This window comes from Micromonospora sp. NPDC049230, assembly GCF_040647875.1.
Taxonomy (GTDB): domain Bacteria; phylum Actinomycetota; class Actinomycetes; order Mycobacteriales; family Micromonosporaceae; genus Micromonospora.
This window is the reverse complement of record NZ_JBEZCZ010000023.1, coordinates 1-14342: the sequence shown is the minus strand read 5'-3', so window position 1 is coordinate 14342 and position 14342 is coordinate 1. Positions and strand designations below refer to the sequence as shown.

The following is a 14342-nucleotide window of genomic DNA, read 5'->3' as shown; positions in this document are numbered from 1 at the left end:
CGGCCTGCCGGCTACGCCGTGGCGCAGATGGCGTACGCCGTGTCGGACCAGTTGGTGGCGAACGCGTCCTCCTCGTACGCACCCGAGTCGACAGTCGTCGGGGCGGTCGCCGGGCCTCCGTTGGGCCGGAAGTCGTCCACGACGCCCTCACCGGTGACACCGTTCAGCTCGTAGCCGGCACCGGTCAGCACCTTGCCGACCGGGCAGCCCGCGACGACGCTGCGGAAGTCGAGGGAGTTGCTGGCACCCACTGTGGCGGCACGCACCAGGCCCGCCAGCGGGTTGGCACAGATCGCGTACGCGGTCACCGACCAGTTGAGAGCCGTGGCATCGGCTTCGTAGGCGCCGACACCGACCGCTGTCGGTGCCGCGGCTACGCCGCCGTTGGGGCGGAAGTCGTCGACGACACCCTCACCGGTGACGCCGTTCAGCTCGTAGCCCGTACCGGTCAGCACCTTGCCGACCGGGCAGGTCGCCGTGGTGAAGTGGAAGTCGGCCGAGTCGCTGACGCTGACCGCGGAGACCCGCACCAGGCCGGGCAGCGGGTTGGCGCAGATCGCGTAGGCCGTCACCGACCAGTTGCCGGCGAACGCCTCCGCCTCGTACGCGCCCACCGTGACGGCCGTCGGCGCGGTGGCCGGGCCCCCGTTGGGGCGCAGGTCGTCGACGATGCCCTCGCCGGTGACGCCGTTCAGCTCGTAGCCGGTGCCGGTCAGCACCTTGCCGACCGGGCAGGTCGCCGTGGCGCTGTGGAAGTCGGCCGAGTTGCTGACACTTGTCGCGGCGATCCGCACCAGGCCGGGGACCGCGGCGGATGCCGGGCTCGCCGGGACGAGCACCGCCCCGGCCGCGACGAGACCGAGCACGAGTACGAACGCTCGGGCTTGTTTCTTGGTACGCATGGTGTTTCTCCCGTCTGAGGCCTCGGCCGGTGGGCGTGACGACGCCGACGTCGAGGCCGTTGGTGATGACGGGTTCACGGTAGGTAGTCGGTTGACCAGGCATTATCTCTAAACCGACTACGTCGCGTAACGGACCGAGCGGTCCGCCGTCCGCGCCGTGGCCGTTGCGACGATCGAGGGACAGACGTGCTTGCCGGTGCTCGATAGCCTGGGGTCGAATCGTGCTGGAGTCGGCTCGGGAGGCCGCGTTGACCATGGAATCCGCCGTTCCGACCACCACCGTCGACGCGTCGGACTTCGTGGTCCGGCTGGCCCGGCAGGTGAGCGGGCGACTCGCCCCGGCCGAGTCGGAGGTCTTCGACGAGGTGGCCGCGCTGTGGCACGCCGGGGCGGCGCGGGGCCGCACGCCCGGCAGCGCTGTCGGCTTCGGCATCGAGGAGGCGCTGGTGAGCGCGGTCGTCCTCGAGGTGGTGACGATGTCGGTCCGGGAGATCCTGGGCCTCGGCGTCGAGGTGGCGAGGTCGCGCTGGCGGCGGTGGCGAGGCACCGAGCGTCGTGCGGCGTCGGGTCGCGAGCTGGCCGGCACCGCACTGCCGGCGGTCGAGGGCCGGATCGTGGTGACGGCGGCCCAGGTGGCCCGACTGCGGGACGTGTCGCGGCGGCACGCCACGACCCTCGGGCTCGATGATGACGCCGCCGCCCTCCTCGCCGACGCCCTCGTCGGGGCCGTCCACCTGCCGGCGACGCCCTCGGATGACGACCACTCCTGACGGCCAGCCTCCACTCTGGACGTTACGGATCGCGTTGCCCCGCAAGCGGAAAGTAGTCATCTATTACTTTTGGGTAGGTGCGGGGGATGCTGCGAATAAATACCGCGTTCGCCCGAAAGTTGCGGTAGCTTGAGCCTCGCGCCCACCCGCGCATCCCTCCTCGGACGTGCCACCCCCGCCCGTCCGCGTCCACTTTCACCCCTCGTGGAAGGTCCAACGGCGGACATGGGCGACGGCCTCATTGACGAGTTCGAACGCTACATACAGGATGCGGCGGTTTCGGCCGCGCTGCGGAACTGGGCGACCGGGCGTGACGCCAGCATTCGCCCCCCGAGCCATGGCACCCCGCTTCGGGGGCGCGGCGGCGGGCGGTTGATCCCGGTGGTCGTGGAGCAGAACGACGGCCGCGATCCCGAGCAGCTGTACGTGAAGGTGCTGTCGACCGGGCAGGCGAGTGAGGAGGCCGCCCGGCACCGCAGGGCGGTCGGCGTCGACGCGGGCTTCGCGGAGCGCCACCTGGTCCGCCAGCCGTACCCGCGACACCCGGTCGGCGACGGCCGGCACCTGATGTTCCAGGACGTCGCGCGCGGGGCGGAACGGGTCGTCCCGCTCGCCGAGGTGAGCGACGACCAGCTCAGGGACGCCTACCGCGCACTGCTCGACGGGGTGTGGGGGTGGCACCGCCCGGGGCGTCGGATCAGCCAGACAAGTGTCGGCCAGTTCGTGCGACAGGAGTTGGCCGACGCCGGTGCCGAGGCCGAGGTGTACGGGGCCGTCTCCGCGCTGGGCCTCGGCGACCCCGCCGCCGACTGGTTGTACGACCCCGCGCTCGGCCTGGTGCTGCCGAACCCACTCCGGCTCGCCGACGCCGGCGCGCTCTTTGCCGACCACAAGATCGACAGGCTCAGTGGGGCGTCGCACGGCGACCTGCACGGGCGCAACGTGCTCTTCCCGTACTCCTCGGCCGACCGGGTGCAGGTCCGGAAGTTCTGCCTGGTCGACACGGACCGCTTCGCCGTCGACGCACCACTCACCCGCGACCTGGTCACCCTGCTTCTGGATTTCGTCCTCCCCGAGGTGGCCGGCGCGCCCCGCACCACCCAGGCCAACGCGCTCCTCGCCCTGCTCGTCGACCCGGGCGGTCGTGCCTCGGACCGGCTGCCCGCGCTGGCGACGAAGGTGATCAAGGCCAGCCACACTGCGGGGTCGACGGTCGCCACGAAGGGCAACTGGGGGACGATCTGGCGCGCGCAGTACCTGCTCTCCCTGCTGAGCCACGCGCTGATCTGCTGCACCTACGAGGATGCCGGCCCCACCGGACGAGCCTGGTACCTCCGACTGGCCGCCCACGCGGCGCACGCCTACCGACAGGAGTTCCGGCCGGAGGTGGTGCCGCCGCCGGCGGCCGGCCTGCCCACCCTGCCGGGCGCGACACCGCACCCGGCGTCACCGGCAAACGACAGGTCGGCCCGCTTCGACGCGGCGGGACCACAGCCGAGCCAGCAGAACCGCGCCGCCCCACTGGACCGGATGCCGCCGGACCAGACGCGGCCCCCGCCCGTCCCGGAGGCACCGGCGTGGCCCTGGGGGTCGGTCCCCATTCAGCAACAGCCGGGTCCCGGTGGCTGGCACGGGACGCCGCGGCGTCCGACGGCACCGCCGATCGCCCGCCCCGGCGACGGCGGAAACCCGCCACGCTTCGCGTCCGGCGCGCTGTCGACGAGTGGCAACGCCCCGATCAGCAGCCGGCCGGGCGCGGCGACGGGAAACGCGGCAGGTGTCACCCGAGCGGGCGCGTCCGGCTGGCCGCCGGTCCGCGACGGCGAACGGCCCGTCAACCGACCGGCCCCGCGCTACGTCGACTCCGCCCGCACGAACGCGATTCCCCGACCCCGCCGCCCCGCTGGCGACGGCTCCAGCGGGGTGCCGGCGGGCCCCGGCCGGATCAGCCGACTGCCGCCCAAGCTGCGGGCCGTCCTGGCGATCCTGCTCGGTGGGGTGTCCCTGACACCGCTGGTGGCGGTCTGCGGCTCCGGGATCCGGGGGCGCGACGAGACTCCGGTCACCCCGACGAGCGAGGCGTCGCCCGGGGCAGTGCCGTCGGTCGGCAGCACCCCCACGTACGCCGGCAGCACCCGGCGTCTCGCGGACCTCGCGCTGACGGCCGCGGGGGTCACGCCCGCGGCCGCCGACGGGGCGTACACAGTGTCCTGCCTTCGGGTCTGGGCACCGGAGGATCTCGCGCCGGGCCTCGATCGCCGCAGCTACCGCGACGAGCAGTTGTGGTGGACCGCCGCGTTGTCCGGGCAGCGGATCGTCACCCTGGTCACCGGCGGTCGCCGCTCCGGCAAGCCCACGTCGTTCCGCTACGGGCTGGGTGAGCTGTCCGAGATCCCGCCGGTGCCCTCGACGGACCCGGTGGAGCTACGCCGGCAGCTCGCCGCGCAGCTGGGCGAGTTGCCATCGGAGCTGCGCAACGCGGCCGGGATGCTCAACGTGGTCGTGCGGATCTTCCGTTACCACCTGCTGAGCCCGCGTCAGCTCTCGGCGCTGTTGTTCGAGTTGGCGGCGACTCCGGGCATCCAGGACCGGGGCGCGTACCCGGACTGGAACGACAGACCCGGGCTGGCCTTCAGCGCCGACGACAGTCAGGACCGCCGGGAGACCGTGCAGTTCGACGCCCGCACCGGCGAGCTGCTCAGCCACGAGACGACCACTGTGACCGACAACCGGACCCTCGACTACGTGCTGTTCCTGGGCAAGGAACGGACCAGCCGCACCACCGGCCCCGGCTGCGCCTGACCGTCAGCCGCAGCGACGCTGCACGTAGTTCGGCCAGTTGCGGTAGGGCGCCGCGTCGCTGCGGACCCGGTTGCCCGCACCGATGTCGAAGAGCCGGGTGTCGTAGTAGTAGAACGAGACCGAACCGCTCGTGAGGTTGTAGTGCGCCGACTCGACACGGAACTGCCAGTACCAGGTGGCGAGGCTCTGCCGGCCGCAGTCGGAGAGCCGGCCCCGGGGATAGCCGTAGTTGGGCCACTCGTAGAAGCAGTACCAACCCGAGGGGCAGTCGGCGGCGGCGAGCGTCCCGAACGGCCGCCGCAGGGTCACGACGAAGGCCCCACCGTCGTAGCTGATCTCGTTGTCGTTGATCGCCTTGCCGCCCGGGTGGGTAGCCAGATAATCGGCTATTTCCTGACTTCCGGCCGGAGCGGCGCTCGCCGGGCCGGGTGCCGGAAAAAGGATCAAAAGCCAGCAGAGTACGACAGTGAGCACTGCGACAATGGGACGTGGAATGACCATTCGACACCTCGCGATGGATGGACCGCCCGATCAGCGTATGGAGAATCCTTTATTGATCGCCAGTTCTGATCTGTGCAGAATCCTGACAATAGGCTTTTGGGGCACCATCGTGCATCCGCCCCCAACACGTGAGACATCGCATTGACTTCGGTGCATTGCCGCTAGCATTCGGGTATGCCTGCTCGCCGCTTCACCGCCGCCGTCGTCCTCGCCGCGTTGGCGAGCCTGCTCGCCGTCGATGCCGCCCGCGCCGACGGCCCCGCCATCAGCACCCCCGGCACCCCCACTGTGGTGGTCAACCAACCACACCAGCTCACCCTCAGTTGGGCGCCCTCCACATGGGTCGGCGATCCGGCCGCCGAGCAGCCGATCAACTATGAGGTGCAGGTTCCGCTGGGCCCACACTCGTACCGCTGGCTCGGCACGTCGACCGGCACAACGATCACGCTGACCGACCTGGCACCCGGCACGACGTACCGGATCGGGGTTGCCGCCCGCGCGCTCGGCGGCTACTCCGACACCTCGGCCGTCACGACAGTGCGCACCGCCAGCGGCCGCGCGACTGTCAGCTACCTCAACCTCGACTGGTCCCCCACCAACAACCAGATCCAGCACGCCGTGAACGTCACCAACACCGGCACCGGGCCACTCGACCTGAGCACCGTGCGGGTGCGCTACCACCTGCGCTTCGAGGGCGCCAACACCTCGCTGGTGGCCAACTGCGACTGGGCCGCCCTGGGCTGCGACCGGATCCGGCAGACCGTGCTGTTCTTCATCCCACCGCCGGCCGGGCCGCCCGCGTCGACCACCCCCACGCCACCGGGCTACCCGATCCCGGGTACACCGATCTACGGCTGGGTCGAGCTGACCTTCACCGACGGCACGCTGGAGCCGGGCGAGTCGACAGGCCCGATCCAGCTACGGCACCACCGGCACAGTTGGAGTGACATCGACGAGCGCGACGACCCGAGTTGGCTCGCCGCCACCGGTCAGTGGACCGACAACGAACGGATCACGGTCGACGTCGACGGCGTACGCGAGTTCGGCGACCCCGCCGCCTGATGCGCTCAGCCGTCGCGCCGGCGTGAGCCATCGAGGCGTCGACGGCGCCCGGCGATGACGGCAGCCGCGCCGAGTACGACGCCGACGCCAAGCGCGGTCGCGTGTCCCGCCGCCCGGGCCCCGCGCGCAGACGTTGTGTCGGGACTGGTCGACCCTGCCGTCCCGACGGGCTCATTCTCGGCCGGTCCTGCTGCCACCGCCGCCAGGTAGCGGCGGTCGACGGTCGCCGTGAAACGTCGGGCTCGTCGTGACGTCTCGGCGGTCATCCGCGGTGTACGTGCCTCGGCCCAGAATCGACGGCCGACGTGCCCCTTGAAGAACTGGTCCGCGAGCACTTCGAGGTGCTGCGCGGTGAGAACGTCCACCTCCCACATCAACTGCCAGTGGGACACGATGAGGTTCGCGTAGACGTGCTTGCGGAACCAACCGATGTCGGCGGCGTCCTCGATCGGCCCCCAGCATTCGAGAAGCGCGGGTTCGTCGATGGCCATCTTGAGCAGATCGGTGTGCAGGGCGCGCAGTGCTTGCTCACGGGCCGCCTTGGCCTCCCGTGCCTGCAGCGTCAGCGACGACACCACGCCGATGAGCGCGAGAGCCGCGAGGATCGCCGAAGCAGCACCGTACGTCTGACCGACGTTGCCCAGCAACGGCCAGTCGTACCCGGGTCGTCTGCCGATCCAGAGCAGGACGGCGGGCGAGAGCAGGACGGCTGCCAGCATGGCCAGGACGGCAAGGAGCAGGATCGTCGGCGTGGCGGATCGACGGGCCAGATCGGAGACCATCCGGAGTCGGGGCACACTGCCTCCACGCTCGCTGGTGGAGGCAGGCTACTACAGCTGTGGCAGTCTCGGCCTCGTCCCGTCGACCTCTCGACGAAAGAAGGATTCGAAGGGCTCGGCCTGCTCAAGCAGCGACAGCACACGGCTTCGACAGCCCGCCACCACGGCCGGCTCAACTGCTTTCTCGGCACCGACAGGGGTGCCCGAATCGTCGTAGAGAACCTCGTAGACGGCTTGACGGCCGACCACCATCAGCTCCGGAACCAAGCCAGCCGCAGCCTCCCACTCGCTCACCGAGCCTGCGTTCAGCACGCGAATCTGCTCCCCGGCTTCGGCCCGGTAGCGAAGGAAATGCAGCTCCCAGATCAGGTACGGCGTCAACGGCAGTTCGACGATCCGTAGGCGCCGAAGGCCGGAACCGAGCTGGTCAAGGTGCTCGAAGAACGCCACCAACTCCGGGTTCGGCTCCGCGGCGATCCGAAGAGCGTCCTCCCAACGACCATCGGCGTACGCCTCCCAACTGGGGCTGCCCGGCTCACGGAAGGTCTGCATCCGCTCGGTCTTGAGGATCGGACCGTCGGTCGACTCGACGGTCGCGTAGAAGTCGGCGTCGTACTCGGCGAGGCTCAGCCGCTCCCGGCCGACCGCACTCAACAGATCACGCATCCGGGATGTCCGGCTTGGCGGCAACGAGCATGCTCCTTGGAATGACGACCACCCGTTCGTCGGCACCCACACTGACGCCGCCGGGTAGCCGGGTGGCAAGGACATCGGTCAGATCGCGCCCGATGACCGCGACATCGCCGTTCGACAGCTCCCAGACGTCGGGACAGGTCGTCGTTCCCCCACTTTCGCCCAGCTCCGCGGCCGACTTGCCGAGTCTGCGCGAGAAGTGCACAGTGCGGTCTGCTTCCCAATATCCGGTCATGGTCATCTCCCACGATTGTGGATTGGCGATCAGGCTAACAAGACGAAGGCCAGGACTTGGTCCGAATTGTTCGTGTCTTCGGATAGGGAAAAGTGAATCTGCCAACCTCACAGGGCCCGCCAGAATGTATCGACTGCGGCATTTGCCCGTCAGCGGGTGAAGGTCGCGGGCGTGTGGATGCGAGCGTCGGGAATGCCCCGGGCGAGCAGCCGTGCCCGCGCGCCGGCCAGCATCGCGGGTGGGCCGCAGAGGTAGACCTCCTGGCCCGGCTGGTAGTGATCGAGGGCGATGGTCAGGGCGTCGCCCTGCTCGGCCGGCTCGGCGCAGGGGTCGGCGGAGAACGCCGGCACGACGGTCAGCCAGTCGTGGGCGCATTGCAGCTTGTCGAGCGTGATCGCGTCGTACAGGTCGAGGAAGGCGCGGGCGCCGACGACAAGCGTCACCCGCCGACCATCAGGTGCGGCGGCGACCTGCTCGACCAGGGCACGCAGCGGCGCCAGCCCGGTGCCACCGGCCACGAGCAGCAGATCGTTCGCGCTCGACGGGTCGAGACTCAGCCCAACGTCGCGAGGTGGGCCGAGCCAGAGCAACTCGCCGGGGCGTACCTCGTGGACCAGGTCGTGGGAGACGGAGCCGGCGGGTACGGCGCGGACGTGCAGCTCGACGGTGCCGTCCGCGCGTGGGGCGTTGGCCGGTGAGAGCCAGCGCCACTGCCCCGGCAGGCGGGGTGTGCAGACCGGGACCGCCTGACCTGACTGGAAGGGGATTCGCCGCCAGGGACGTACCGTCAGGATGGCGATGTCGGGCGACGGCCGGTCGTGGTCGACCACCTCGACGTGCCACCAGGCCCGACCGTCGTCGACCTGCGCGGCGGCGCGACGGATGGCCTGCGTGGCGCGGCGCAGGGCGCGCTCCGCAGCGCGGGCGAGCTGCGACGTCCACAGTGGGTGCGCGTGACGGGCCACGGTGGCGAGCAGGGCGTCACCGACGGTGGTGGTGTGCGGGAGCAGGTCAAGATGACGGTACGCGCGGCCGAGCACCAGGAGCAGCGCCGCCCGGTGCGCCGGGTCGTCAACGCCGACCGTGAGCTGGCCCAACGCGGTGAAGAACAGCGGCGCGTCGCGGTGCCGGAGCAGGCCGGATCGGCGGTCTTCGAGGCTGCACCAGAAGTCGCCGGCGGCCCGCACGTCGACCGACGCCCAGGCGGCGGCCAGGCTCCGGTGCGTCGGGTGGTCGTCGTCGATCGAGGTGGGCATGCCGGCTCCGAGACGTTGACGGATCGAGGGGCACCGGGGCGGGTGGATGGAGCCGCGCCGGTGAGGGTCGGCGCCACTCCGGGACAAGGCACCCGCCCCGGGCCATACGTCGACTCTCGCGCTTGACCAGGCACTACGGCATGTCGCGGTGATCGTTGGCGGCATGTGCGATGCGTATGGTCGACTCCGTGTCGCCCTGGTCGGGCAGACTGCGGGCATGAAGGAACGCCCGGTGTTGTATCTGGTCGTGAGCGCCGCAGGTCCGGCGGAACACATCGACGAGCTGGTCGACCTGCTGATCGCCGACGGGTGGCGGGTATGCATGATCGTCAGTCCCACCGCCGCCGTATGGCTCGACCGTGCGGCGTTGCAAGACAAGACCGGCTATCTCGTACGCGTCGAGTGGCGGATGCCCGGCGACCCCGAGCCGCACCCACCGGCCGATGTGGTGGTGGCCGCGCCTGTCACGTTCAACACCGTGACGAAGTGGGCCTTGGGCATCAACGACACGTTGGCGCTCGGCGTCCTCAACGAGGCAACGGGCGCGGGCCTACCGATCCTTGCCTTTCCGCACGTCAAGGCGGAGCTGGCCGCGCATCCGGCGTATGCGGGGCACGTGGCGGTGCTGCGCGCCGCCGGCATTGTCGTGGCCGAGGGGATGCCCCTGAACGCGACCCACACGTCCGACCGTTGGAGCATGGTCATCGAGGCGCTGCGGTTGCTTCGTCCAGCCTGAGTAGCTGTCGTCTGCCCTGTCCGGCGGTCCTCGACCATATGCGTCGTGCGTATACCAGCTCCGCACGCACCGTGTTCAATGGATAGGTTCGATGAGGCGAGACGGACGGAGCCGCCGGTGACCCACGCGAACTGCCCCCGGTGTGGCGGACGGCTGGCCCGGGACAACGACAGCGGACGGTGTACGCCCTGCCAGGCCGCCGAGCGGGACCGGTTGAGCGCGCCGCCGGTGGTGCCGGCTAGCTTCTGGGAACACGAGCCGGTGCGGCTCGCGTTGGCAGAGCGGCATCTCGGGCGGGTGATCCGGGCGTACCGCTGCCATCCGTACCACGGGCGGGTCGCCTTGCCGCAGACCGTGGTGGCGGGGTGGTTGGGCATCACGCAGGCGCAGCTCAGTCGGGTGGAGAACGGCCCACCGCTGGTACACCTGGACCGACTGACGCATTGGGCACAGCTTCTCGGGATACCCGCACCCTGCCTATGGTTCGGTCTTCCTGGCCAGCCTTACCTCGCCGACCACCGCTCCGCAGAGGGCACGACAGACGATCTTTATGCCCGCGGCCGGATAGCTGAGCAGGGCGATCTGCCGGCCATAGCGGTTACCGTGGAGGGGGCAGCAACCGGAGGGGGTGGCGCTACGGACCGGCGACGTTTCAACGCAATGGCCGCGCTCGCGGGACTCGCCGCAGCCGGGCACACCTACCTGCTCCCGGGAGCTACTGACCCGAGGAACATCGGCATGGAGCAGGTACGACTGGCCAGCTCGCTGGTCGAAGATCTCCGTCGAGCCGATGCGGCAGCCGGCGCCGACCAACTCTGTGATGTCGCCGTCCAGGCGCACGCCAGGCTGTCGGCCTGGGCGGCGAGGGCCACCTACAGCCGACAAGTCGGCGACGCCCTTCAAAGCGCCCTGGCTGACCTCAGCATCCAGGCCGCGTGGCTCGCTATCGATGCTGAACGCAGGCCCGAAGCCAGGCCGTACCTGAACGAGGCCATCACCCGGGCCCGCATCGCCGACGACCCTCGCGTGGAAGTACGTGCGCTGACCCAGCTATCTATGCTGCTCCGCGAGAGTCAACCCGGCGAGTCGCTGCACTGCGCCGAAGCCGCGCTACGCGTCTCTGCCAGATGGGCGACACCTCGACTCACCACGCTGCTCCATCTGCGCAGAGCGCATACGTACGCCGTGCTCAGGGATGCGAGTGGCTTCAGCCGGGAGATGACCAAAGCACGCCGGGAGCTGGAGCGTGGACCGCACGAGGATGATCTGGGCTTTCTCGACTTCGTGAACGAGCAAGAAGTGAACGGCATCCAGGGGCTTTCCTACCTCGCGCTGGACCGGCCCGACCGTGCCGCTCAGTCGTTCCGCGCCATCATCACCAATCCGTCGCCGGGCCATCGACGCAACCAGGTCCTATACACGGTCGACCTCGCTGAGGCCGCGTACCAGCAAGGTGACGCCAACGGGGCAGCACGCATAGCCCTGGACATCCTGCCGGTGGCCAGTCAGATGAACTCGGGGCGCATAAGCCGACAGCTTTCGCAGGTGCGCTCGAATCTAGCCGCGTCACGGCACCCGACCGCGGCAACGCGGCAGTTCGTTCACGCCTACGACCGGGCGGTGAGTGTGTGATTGAGGGCCTGCGACTCCGCCATCACAGCGCCGAGGAGGCCGAGGGGATCCTCGATCAGCTTGTGGACCTCTACCTAGAGGTCTACGCGGGTCGCGGCGAGTTCTACAGCGAGGATCGCTACCGGCGTCAGCTCGACCTCCACATGGAGCGAGTTGGGTGGGAGCTAGTCACCGCCACAGTCGACGGCGTTTTGGTCGGCTACATCTACGGCTTCCCGCTACCCCCGCAGACGCGATGGTGGGAGGGCATCCACGAGCCCGTGCCGCCCGGGTTCACCGAAGAGGACGGCACCCGCACCTTCGCGCTCAGCGAGCTGCTGGTCCACCCCGCCTGGCGCCGCCGGGGCATCGCTGCCGCGTTGCATGACGAGCTGATCGCGGCCCGAGGTGAGCCGCGAACCACGCTCCTGGCTCGTCCCGACAATGCTGCCGCTCAAACGGCGTACCGCTCCTGGGGGTGGGCCAAGGTGACCATGCTTCAGCCGAGCTGGGAGAACGCGCCAGTATTCGATGTCCTGGTCCGAACACCCACCCACAACACCGCGGCCCTGGGCGGCAGAGCCGACACATGAGCGAGAAGGCGCCGCCCGAACGCCCGGTGTTGTATCTGGTCGTGTGCGCCGCAGGTCCGGCGGAACACATCGACGAGCTGGTCGACCTCCTGATCGCCGACGGGTGGCGGGTATGCATGATCGCCAGTCCCACCGCCGCCGTATGGCTCGACCGTGCGGCGCTGCAAGACAAGACCGGCCATCTCGTACGCGTCGAGTGGCGGATGCCCGGCGACCCCGAGCCGCACCCACCGGCCGATGTGGTGGTGGCCGCGCCGGTCACGTTCAACACCGTGACGAAGTGGGCCTTGGGCATCAACGACACGTTGGCGCTCGGCGTCCTCAACGAGGCAACGGGCGCGGGCCTACCGATCCTTGCCTTTCCGCACGTCAAGGCGGAGCTGGCCGCGCATCCGGCGTATGCGGGGCACGTGGCGGTGCTGCGCGCCGCCGGCATTGTCGTGGCCGAGGGGATGCCCCTGAACGCGACCCACACGTCCGACCGTTGGAGCATGGTCATCAAGGCGCTGCGGTTGCTTCGTCCAGCATGAGCGGACGGTTCTCCGAGGCGGCGATGACGGCGGCCATGCGGGACATCGCCAGCACCCTAGGCGTCTCGGCCGACGACGCCCAGTTGCTGCGACTGACCAACAACGCCGCCTTCGCGCTGCCTCGGGCCGGAATCGTCATCCGGATCGCGCGGACCCATCAGCTTCAGGACAGGGTGCGGAAGGTGGTCCGGCTTGCGCGGTGGTTCGCCGAGATCGATGCGCCGACGATCCGCCTGGCGCGAGACGTCGAGCAGCCAATCGAGGTCGGGGATCTCGTCGCTTCGGTGTGGCAATACGTCCCGCCGCAACCACCTACCCTCACGGCGGAGGATCTTGGCACGGTGCTGCGCGAATTTCATGCACTCGGCGTGCCACCCTTCCCGCTGCCCGTCTGGGACCCGGTCGGCGACGCACGGCGAAGGCTGGCTGACGCCGACGGGCTCAGCGAGCCCGACCGGGATTTCCTGGCCGGCTGGTGTGAACGCCTGGAGCCGCAAGTCACGGCCCTCATCGAGCGCGGGACGCAGACGCTTATCCACGGGGACGCCCACGCGAGCAACCTGCTCAGAGAGACGTCGGGTCGGACGGTCCTGTGTGACTTCGACGCGACCTCCATCGGACCCTGGCAGGTTGATCTAGCGGCGGTTGCGGTCGGCGAGGCACGGTTCGGAGGAACAGGGAGACACCGCTCGTTGGCCACCGCGTACGGCTTTGACGTCACCTCGGACCCGTCGTGGCCGCTTCTTCGGCAAGCACGCGAGTTGAAGATGATCGCAGCCGCCGTGCCGCTCCTGACGACCTCGACGGCCGTGGCCGCGGAATTCGTCAACCGCCTCCAATCGGTGCGGAAGGACAACCACGCCAAGCCCTGGCGGCCATTCGCCGATCTTGTCACGCCTGGGCCGAGCGGAAATCTCCGAAATCACCACCTGAGGGCGCAAACCCTTCCAGTACCTGCTGAGAAGTGGCTGCCGCTAGCCTCACTGCCGTGTCCGTCGATGTCAGGCCCAACTGGTACCAAGGATCACCATGGGAAAGACACGGATTTGATCATCATCGCGCAAGGCAACCTGCTGACCGCTGACGCCGAGGCTCTGGTCAACGCGGTCAACACCGTGGGTGTGATGGGCAAGGGGATCGCCCTTCAGTTCAAACGCGCCTACCCGGCCAACTACGCCGCCTACCGGGCAGCATGCGCCGCCAAGGAGATAAAGCTTGGTCAGATGTTCCTCTTTGACTCGGCTCGTCCAGGACCAGGCCGCTACGTGATCAACTTCCCGACGAAGGGCCACTGGCGTACCAGCTCGAAGGTGGCAGATATCCAGGCCGGGCTCAGCGACCTCGTCCACGTTGTCCGCGCGCATGGCATCTCCTCGGTCGCGGTGCCGGCGCTGAGCTGCGGTAACGGCGGTCTCGACTGGGGCGAAGTCCGACCGTTGCTGGAGCGGGCCTTCGCTGCACTCGCGGACGTACGGGTGCTGTTGTTTCCGCCGGACGGTGCAAGCGACAGCTCGACGTCACCTTTCACAGCGCGGCGGAGGGCAGTGCCGCCACAGAGAGAGTTACCGTGCGGTGATGACGGATCTTGAGCGGGGCGTCTACGAGCATCTGATCACTCGTGAGCTGGCCGACCGCCTCCAGCACGTCGATCCCGCCCTGGTCCAACACCACAAACTCGACCCCGCCGACGCCCACCACACCCTCGCCCGCCACATAGCGACCCTGGCCGCCCGCGCCCTGCAAGCCGTCCCGAGCGACGACGACAAGCTCCACCACCGGGTCTGCTGCACCGATAGGTGACACCTGAGATGGCTTGCCCTGTGGGCGGGCTGGAAGGATGTCGCTGTGCCCAAGCCCTACCCCCGAGAGTTC

The 14342-nt window shown here is 69.3% G+C and carries 15 protein-coding genes; 9 read left to right on the top strand and 6 right to left on the bottom strand.

The window, feature by feature from the left end:
* Window positions 1–11: 11 nt before the first annotated feature.
* On the bottom strand, window positions 12–902 hold the full coding sequence (locus AB0A95_RS19765; protein WP_357557206.1) for a hypothetical protein: 891 nt from the start codon (window positions 900–902) through the stop codon (window positions 12–14).
* A 221-nt stretch (window positions 903–1123) separates the two neighbouring features.
* On the opposite strand from AB0A95_RS19765, the gene AB0A95_RS19760 reads away from it, so the two are divergent.
* Window positions 1124–1672 (top strand): hypothetical protein, encoded by a 549-nt coding sequence (locus AB0A95_RS19760; protein WP_357557204.1) that lies wholly within the window; start codon window positions 1124–1126, stop codon window positions 1670–1672.
* A 387-nt stretch (window positions 1673–2059) separates the two neighbouring features.
* Entirely contained in the window at window positions 2060–4474 is a 2415-nt protein-coding gene (locus tag AB0A95_RS19755; protein WP_357557202.1) for a hypothetical protein, read from the top strand.
* A 3-nt stretch (window positions 4475–4477) separates the two neighbouring features.
* Here the strand turns inward: AB0A95_RS19755 and AB0A95_RS19750 are convergent, their stop codons facing one another.
* Window positions 4478–4948 (bottom strand): peptidase inhibitor family I36 protein, encoded by a 471-nt coding sequence (locus AB0A95_RS19750; RefSeq protein ID WP_357557200.1) that lies wholly within the window; start codon window positions 4946–4948, stop codon window positions 4478–4480.
* Window positions 4949–5149: 201 nt separating this feature from the next.
* Here AB0A95_RS19750 and AB0A95_RS19745 point away from each other — a divergent pair, with 201 nt between their 5' ends.
* Window positions 5150–6037, top strand: coding sequence for a cellulose binding domain-containing protein (locus AB0A95_RS19745; RefSeq protein WP_357557199.1), 888 nt, complete (start codon window positions 5150–5152; stop codon window positions 6035–6037).
* A 5-nt stretch (window positions 6038–6042) separates the two neighbouring features.
* Here the strand turns inward: AB0A95_RS19745 and AB0A95_RS19740 are convergent, their stop codons facing one another.
* From AB0A95_RS19740 to AB0A95_RS19725, 4 genes are all read right to left on the bottom strand, one after another.
* Window positions 6043–6834: a DUF6082 family protein gene (locus AB0A95_RS19740; protein WP_357557198.1), complete on the bottom strand. Its 792-nt coding sequence runs from the start codon at window positions 6832–6834 to the stop codon at window positions 6043–6045.
* Window positions 6835–6867: 33 nt separating this feature from the next.
* Window positions 6868–7482, bottom strand: a complete 615-nt coding sequence (locus AB0A95_RS19735) for a DUF6879 family protein (RefSeq protein WP_357557197.1) — start codon at window positions 7480–7482, stop codon at window positions 6868–6870.
* The gene (locus AB0A95_RS19730) at window positions 7475–7750 is read right to left on the bottom strand and encodes a hypothetical protein (RefSeq protein ID WP_357557196.1); all 276 of its coding nucleotides are present in this window, start codon (window positions 7748–7750) and stop codon (window positions 7475–7477) included. Before AB0A95_RS19730 ends, AB0A95_RS19735 begins: the two co-directional genes overlap by 8 nt.
* A gap of 143 nt (window positions 7751–7893) precedes the next feature.
* A complete protein-coding gene (locus AB0A95_RS19725; protein ID WP_357557195.1) occupies window positions 7894–9000 on the bottom strand; it encodes an FAD-binding oxidoreductase in 1107 nt (368 codons plus the stop codon).
* Between the two features lie 217 nt (window positions 9001–9217).
* Between AB0A95_RS19725 and AB0A95_RS19720 the strand changes: the two genes are divergently transcribed.
* The 6 genes from AB0A95_RS19720 (at window position 9218) to AB0A95_RS19695 (ending at window position 14270) form a co-directional block, all read left to right on the top strand.
* On the top strand, window positions 9218–9736 hold the full coding sequence (locus tag AB0A95_RS19720; RefSeq protein ID WP_357557194.1) for a flavoprotein: 519 nt from the start codon (window positions 9218–9220) through the stop codon (window positions 9734–9736).
* A 117-nt stretch (window positions 9737–9853) separates the two neighbouring features.
* On the top strand, window positions 9854–11368 hold the full coding sequence (locus AB0A95_RS19715) for a hypothetical protein (RefSeq protein ID WP_357557193.1): 1515 nt from the start codon (window positions 9854–9856) through the stop codon (window positions 11366–11368).
* A complete protein-coding gene (locus tag AB0A95_RS19710) occupies window positions 11365–11940 on the top strand; it encodes a GNAT family N-acetyltransferase (protein ID WP_357557192.1) in 576 nt (191 codons plus the stop codon). The genes AB0A95_RS19715 and AB0A95_RS19710 overlap by 4 nt, the downstream gene beginning before the upstream one ends.
* The gene (locus tag AB0A95_RS19705) at window positions 11937–12470 is read left to right on the top strand and encodes a flavoprotein (protein WP_357557191.1); all 534 of its coding nucleotides are present in this window, start codon (window positions 11937–11939) and stop codon (window positions 12468–12470) included. The genes AB0A95_RS19710 and AB0A95_RS19705 overlap by 4 nt, the downstream gene beginning before the upstream one ends.
* Window positions 12467–14059, top strand: coding sequence for a macro domain-containing protein (locus tag AB0A95_RS19700; protein WP_357557189.1), 1593 nt, complete (start codon window positions 12467–12469; stop codon window positions 14057–14059). Before AB0A95_RS19705 ends, AB0A95_RS19700 begins: the two co-directional genes overlap by 4 nt.
* Window positions 14046–14270: a hypothetical protein gene (locus AB0A95_RS19695; RefSeq protein ID WP_357557188.1), complete on the top strand. Its 225-nt coding sequence runs from the start codon at window positions 14046–14048 to the stop codon at window positions 14268–14270. Before AB0A95_RS19700 ends, AB0A95_RS19695 begins: the two co-directional genes overlap by 14 nt.
* Window positions 14271–14342: the final 72 nt, after the last annotated feature.

What these genes read in the sequence shown, in the direction of transcription:
- AB0A95_RS19765 (WP_357557206.1), bottom strand. Translation starts at nt 902, where the DNA reads ATGCGTACCAAGAAACAAGCCCGAGCGTTCGTACTCGTGCTCGGTCTC.
- AB0A95_RS19745 (WP_357557199.1), top strand. Translation starts at nt 5,150, where the DNA reads ATGCCTGCTCGCCGCTTCACCGCCGCCGTCGTCCTCGCCGCGTTGGCG.
- AB0A95_RS19735 (WP_357557197.1), bottom strand. Translation starts at nt 7,482, where the DNA reads ATGCGTGATCTGTTGAGTGCGGTCGGCCGGGAGCGGCTGAGCCTCGCC.
- AB0A95_RS19730 (WP_357557196.1), bottom strand. Translation starts at nt 7,750, where the DNA reads ATGACCATGACCGGATATTGGGAAGCAGACCGCACTGTGCACTTCTCG.
- AB0A95_RS19725 (WP_357557195.1), bottom strand. Translation starts at nt 9,000, where the DNA reads ATGCCCACCTCGATCGACGACGACCACCCGACGCACCGGAGCCTGGCC.
- AB0A95_RS19720 (WP_357557194.1), top strand. Translation starts at nt 9,218, where the DNA reads ATGAAGGAACGCCCGGTGTTGTATCTGGTCGTGAGCGCCGCAGGTCCG.
- AB0A95_RS19705 (WP_357557191.1), top strand. Translation starts at nt 11,937, where the DNA reads ATGAGCGAGAAGGCGCCGCCCGAACGCCCGGTGTTGTATCTGGTCGTG.
- AB0A95_RS19700 (WP_357557189.1), top strand. Translation starts at nt 12,467, where the DNA reads ATGAGCGGACGGTTCTCCGAGGCGGCGATGACGGCGGCCATGCGGGAC.
- AB0A95_RS19695 (WP_357557188.1), top strand. Translation starts at nt 14,046, where the DNA reads ATGACGGATCTTGAGCGGGGCGTCTACGAGCATCTGATCACTCGTGAG.